The following is a 4,851-nucleotide window of genomic DNA, read 5'->3' as shown; positions in this document are numbered from 1 at the left end:
GTCGCGGTGACGTACGTAAAGCCAAGCTGTACTACCTGCGCGACCTGTCGGGTAAAGCAGCTCGCATCAAGGAAAAACTGGCTTAAGTCCAGCTTCCGATGCAGAAAAAAGCAGCCTACGGGCTGCTTTTTTGTTGCCTGCAATTTGTCCACAGCCATTTCGTTTCAGGCCAGAACCATGACCACCCGTGACCAGGAAATCGAACGCCGTACCGAACTCTCGGTAACCCGCGTAACCAAAGCCGTCTTCCCGCCGACCACCAACCACCACAACACCCTGTTCGGCGGCACTGCGCTGGCGTGGATGGACGAAGTGTCGTTCATCACCGCCACGCGTTTTTGCCGTTTGCCGCTGGTGACGGTTTCGACTGATCGCATCGACTTCAACCACGCAATCCCGGCCGGCTCGATCGTCGAACTGGTAGGGAAAGTGATCAAGGTCGGCAACACCAGCCTCAAGGTCGAGGTGGAAGTGTTTGTGGAAAGCATGAGTTGTGATGGGCGCGAAAAGGCGATCCATGGGCAGTTCAGCTTTGTTGCCATCGATAATGACAAGCGACCGGTGCCAGTGCTCCCGGGTTTTGCGGCCTGATCTGCAACCGCGTCGCGACCATCGCTGGCAAGCCAGCTCCCACAGGTTTTGTGTCGTTCACAACTTTTATGCACGACACGGACACTGTGGGAGCGGGCTTGCCCGCGATTGGATTTAAGAGGCGCCGCGGGCCTCCGGCTGAATCAACGCCAGCAACGTCCACCCAGATCCCGGCTTCAACGTGGTCTCAGGCGTCACCACATGCACCCAACCACTGTCATCACGCATGAACAGCAGGGTCGCCCGATTGCCATGCAACGCCCGGTAATCCTCCCAGCCAAACCCGTCCGTCAATGCTGTGCTGTACAGCTCGGCGCCCTGGCCCATCTGGCTGGCCAGTTTCGCGTAGGTCAACGCCTCACTGCCCAACTGATTGCCACGATGCTCAAGGCTCGCGCGATGTTTGTCGCTGCGGCGGCTTTCATGACCGCTGGCCAAACCAAACAAACGATGATGTCCGAAGTCATGACGAAAGCGCATCGCCGCCAAGGTGTTGAGTTCGCCGGACGGTGACAACGCCAGCAAATGCCCCAACCCGACCAGATCCAGATGCGCATCGGCATGTTGCGAAGCCGGGTTGCCGAAGTAGGTCGGTAGCCCTTCCATACGCGCCGCGCGAATATTTTCCCAGCTCGAATCGGTCAGCAAAACCCGGCTGCCCAGTTGTTGCAACGACTTGCCAAGCAAGCGCGAAGGCGCATTGGCGCCGACGATCAGGAAGCCACTCGGCGCCGGTTCCGCGACTTTGAGCAGGCGTGCCAACGGGCGTGCTGTAGCGCTTTGCAGCACCACGGTGCCGATGATCACCGCAAAGGTCAGTGGCACCAGCAGCAACGCACCTTCATGGCCGGCTTCATCCAGGCGAATGGCAAAAATTGCCGACACTGCGGCCGCGACAATCCCTCGTGGTGCGATCCAGCACAAAAGTGCGCGTTCACGCCAACTCAGGCTGGAGCCCGCCGTGCTCAGCACAACGTTCAGTGGCCGGGCGATCAATTGAATCACCAGCAGCAAAATCAGCACCAGCGGACCCAGTCCAATCAAGGCGTTCAAGTCGAGGCGCGCCGCCAACAGAATGAACAGTCCGGAGATCAGCAGCACGCTTAGGTTTTCCTTGAAGTGCAGGATGTGCCGCACATCCACGCCTTTCATGTTAGCCAGCCACATGCCCATCAGCGTCACCGCCAACAATCCCGACTCATGCATGACCTCGTTGGAGGCAATGAAAATCCCCAGTACCGCCGCCAGCGAGGCGAGGTTATGCAGGTACTCCGGCAGCCACTGCCGGCGGATCACCGTCCCTAGTAACCATCCACCGACAACCCCGAACGCCGCGCCACACAGAATCACCCCGCCGAAGGTCAACAGGCTCTGCTTGAAACCATGGCCCTCAGCGCTGGCAATGATGAAGCTGTAGACCACGACGGCGAGGAGGGCGCCGATCGGGTCAATGACAATGCCTTCCCAGCGCAGAATATTGGCGATAGAGGCTTTCGGCCGCACTACCCGCAGCATCGGCACGATCACTGTCGGGCCAGTCACCAGCGTCAGGCTGCCGAAAAGGATGGCCAGCATCCAGTCAAAGCCGAGCAAATAATGGGTGGCGACCGCGATGACGATCCAGGTTGAGATAGCTCCAATCGTCACCAGTCGATGAACAACGCTGCCAATCTCTTTCCATTCCGACAGATGCAGCGTCAGGCTGCCTTCGAACAGAATCAGCGCTACCGCCAGCGACACCAGCGGCATCAGCAACGGCCCGAACATTTCCTGTGGATCGAGCCAGCCCAGTACCGGGCCGGCCAGAATGCCGGTCAGCAACAAAAACAGAATCGCCGGCAATTTCAGGCGCCAAGCCAGCCACTGACAACCCAGTGCCGCCACACCAATCCCGCCAAATGCCAATAGGATTTGCTGCTCGTTCATTGATGCTCCCTGTTCCTTGAAATAGCGGGCTATGAAAGACTAGCGCCCATTCCTACAGTTCACTCTACATTTGCGCACAGCCCTGAGGTTGTGTGTCTTGAGCGCCCATGCCTGCCATCGACCATCCCCTGATTGACCAATTCCTCGACGCCCTGTGGCTGGAAAAAGGCCTGTCCGATAACACCCGAGGCGCCTATCGCAGTGATCTGGCGCTGTTCAATGGCTGGTTGCAGGAGAAAAACCTGGAGCTGATCAATGCTGGGCGCGAATTGATCCTCGATCACTTGGCCTGGCGTCTGGAGCAGAACTACAAACCACGTTCCACCGCGAGATTTCTTTCGGGTGTGCGTGGGTTTTATCGGTATTTGTTGCGGGAAAAGCTGATCACCGTAGATCCGACGTTGCGTGTCGACATGCCGCAGCTGGGCAGGCCGCTGCCCAAATCCCTGTCGGAAGCTGATGTGGAAGCGCTGCTCAAGGCGCCGGATCTGAGCGAAGCCATCGGCCAGCGTGATCGCGCCATGCTTGAAGTGCTGTATGCCTGCGGTCTGCGCGTGACCGAGCTGGTGAGCCTGACCCTGGAGCAGGTCAACCTGCGTCAGGGCGTGCTGCGAGTGATGGGTAAGGGCAGCAAGGAGCGTCTGGTGCCGATGGGCGAAGAGGCAATTGTCTGGATCGAGCGCTATATGCGTGACGGTCGCGGCGAATTGCTCGGCGGCCGCCCCAGCGATGTGCTGTTCCCCAGTCAGCGCGGCGAGCAGATGACGCGCCAAACGTTTTGGCACCGGATCAAGCATTGGGCCAAGGTCGCCGGGATCGGCAAGTCGCTGTCGCCACATACCTTGCGCCATGCGTTTGCCACGCACCTGCTTAACCATGGCGCCGACTTGCGCGTGGTGCAGATGCTGCTGGGGCACAGTGACCTGTCGACTACCCAGATCTACACCCACGTCGCCCGCGCCCGATTGCAAGACCTGCACGCCAAACATCACCCTCGAGGCTGACATGGCCTCTGTGTTTGAAATATTTATCTGTGTTGAGGGGATTTATCCCCGATGGGCTGCGTAGCGGCCCCAAGCCCGGCTTGTTCGTTTTTTCTGATAGACCGGGGTGGACGGTTTCAGGGCTGCTTCGCAACCCATCGGGGATAAATCCCCTCGCCACAATAATGTGTGTCAGCTGCACATGTATGAGGGGGTGGCAGGTGCACATGAATCTGTGGCGACAGGCGCATTCGGCCACCGTGACCTTATGTGTTAGGCTTTGCCGGTTTGCACGATGGACGGTTATGACCCGGTGTTCCGGCACGGGCGTTCTGACCGATCCATTTGTCCGCCTTCAGGAGTTCTCATGCGTCTGACCCAGATTTTCGCCGCCGCAGCCATTGCGTTGGTCAGCACCTTTGCCGTCGCCGATGACGCGGCCGACAAAGCGATTCGTCAAAGCCTGGAAAAACTCGAACTCGAGGTTCCGGTAGAAAGCATCAATGCCAGCCCGTTGCCGGGCATGTACGAAGTCAAGCTCAAGGGCAGCCGCGTGCTGTACGCCAGCGCTGACGGTCAGTACATCGTTCAGGGTTACCTGTTCCAGCTCAAGGACGGCAAACCGGTCAACCTGACCGAGAAAGCCGAGCGCGTCGGCATCTCCAAACTGATCAACGCCATCCCGGTGGCCGAAACCGTGGTCTACCCGGCCGTGGGCGAGACCAAATCGTTCATCACCGTGTTCACCGACACCACCTGCCCGTACTGCCACAAACTGCACGCCGAAGTGCCTGAGCTGAACAAGCGCGGCATTGAAGTGCGCTATGTAGCGTTCCCGCGCCAGGGCCTCGGCTCGCCGGGTGACGAGCAGTTGCAAGCCGTGTGGTGCTCGAAAGACAAGAAAGCCGCCATGGACAAAATGGTCGATGGCAAGGAAATCAAGGCCGCCAAGTGCGATAACCCGGTTTCCAAACAGTTCGCCCTCGGTCAGTCGATCGGTGTGAACGGCACACCGGCCATCGTTTTGGCTGACGGACAAGTCATTCCGGGCTACCAGCCTGCGCCACAAGTCGCCAAACTGGCGCTGGGCGCGAAGTAATTCGCATCGTCGCGGTCAGCCGTGACGATCATGGTCCGGCAGCCACATCGCCGGGCCATTAATTGAGAGCCGCGAGCATGCGGTTGTTTTCCGGCCGACCCAGCGTCGGCCGTTTTATGGGGAGTTCACAGTGAATCCGGTCAAAGTAGGCATCTGTGGGTTAGGGACCGTCGGTGGCGGTACCTTCAACGTACTTCAGCGCAACGCCGAGGAAATTGCTGTTAGTGAGGTGCTTGTGTTATTAGTGTTAAT

At 58.8% G+C, this 4,851-nt stretch carries 6 protein-coding genes; 5 read left to right on the top strand and 1 reads right to left on the bottom strand.

The window, feature by feature from the left end:
• Together ACIONG_RS29790 and ACIONG_RS29785 are read left to right on the top strand one after the other, a co-directional pair.
• Positions 1 to 86: 50S ribosomal protein L19 (locus ACIONG_RS29790; protein ID WP_400499420.1), on the top strand; the 86-nt coding region annotated here is incomplete at its 5' end.
• Positions 87 to 177: 91 nt separating this feature from the next.
• Entirely contained in the window at positions 178 to 591 is a 414-nt protein-coding gene (locus ACIONG_RS29785; protein ID WP_401304544.1) for an acyl-CoA thioesterase, read from the top strand.
• A 114-nt stretch (positions 592 to 705) separates the two neighbouring features.
• On the opposite strand, the gene ACIONG_RS29780 is transcribed toward ACIONG_RS29785, so the two are convergent.
• A complete protein-coding gene (locus ACIONG_RS29780) occupies positions 706 to 2,517 on the bottom strand; it encodes a cation:proton antiporter (protein WP_401304541.1) in 1,812 nt (603 codons plus the stop codon).
• 107 nt (positions 2,518 to 2,624) lie between these two features.
• Between ACIONG_RS29780 and xerD the strand changes: the two genes are divergently transcribed.
• From xerD to ACIONG_RS29765, 3 genes are all read left to right on the top strand, one after another.
• Complete coding sequence (gene xerD / locus ACIONG_RS29775) at positions 2,625 to 3,521, top strand: site-specific tyrosine recombinase XerD (protein ID WP_213027652.1); 897 nt, start codon at positions 2,625 to 2,627, stop codon at positions 3,519 to 3,521.
• A 346-nt stretch (positions 3,522 to 3,867) separates the two neighbouring features.
• Positions 3,868 to 4,599, top strand: a complete 732-nt coding sequence (gene dsbC / locus ACIONG_RS29770) for a bifunctional protein-disulfide isomerase/oxidoreductase DsbC (RefSeq protein ID WP_103306398.1) — start codon at positions 3,868 to 3,870, stop codon at positions 4,597 to 4,599.
• 130 nt (positions 4,600 to 4,729) lie between these two features.
• The coding region (locus ACIONG_RS29765) for a hypothetical protein (protein WP_401304547.1) at positions 4,730 to 4,851 on the top strand (122 nt) is incomplete at its 3' end.

The organism is Pseudomonas sp. NPDC087817 (assembly GCF_044742875.1).
GTDB lineage: Bacteria > Pseudomonadota > Gammaproteobacteria > Pseudomonadales > Pseudomonadaceae > Aquipseudomonas.
This window is presented reverse-complemented; position numbering and strand designations above follow the sequence as displayed.

Excerpts from the sequence above, each read along its gene's own strand:
- ACIONG_RS29785 (WP_401304544.1), top strand. The coding sequence starts at position 178 with ATGACCACCCGTGACCAGGAAATCGAACGCCGTACCGAACTCTCGGTA.
- ACIONG_RS29780 (WP_401304541.1), bottom strand. The coding sequence starts at position 2,517 with ATGAACGAGCAGCAAATCCTATTGGCATTTGGCGGGATTGGTGTGGCG.
- xerD (WP_213027652.1), top strand. The coding sequence starts at position 2,625 with ATGCCTGCCATCGACCATCCCCTGATTGACCAATTCCTCGACGCCCTG.
- dsbC (WP_103306398.1), top strand. The coding sequence starts at position 3,868 with ATGCGTCTGACCCAGATTTTCGCCGCCGCAGCCATTGCGTTGGTCAGC.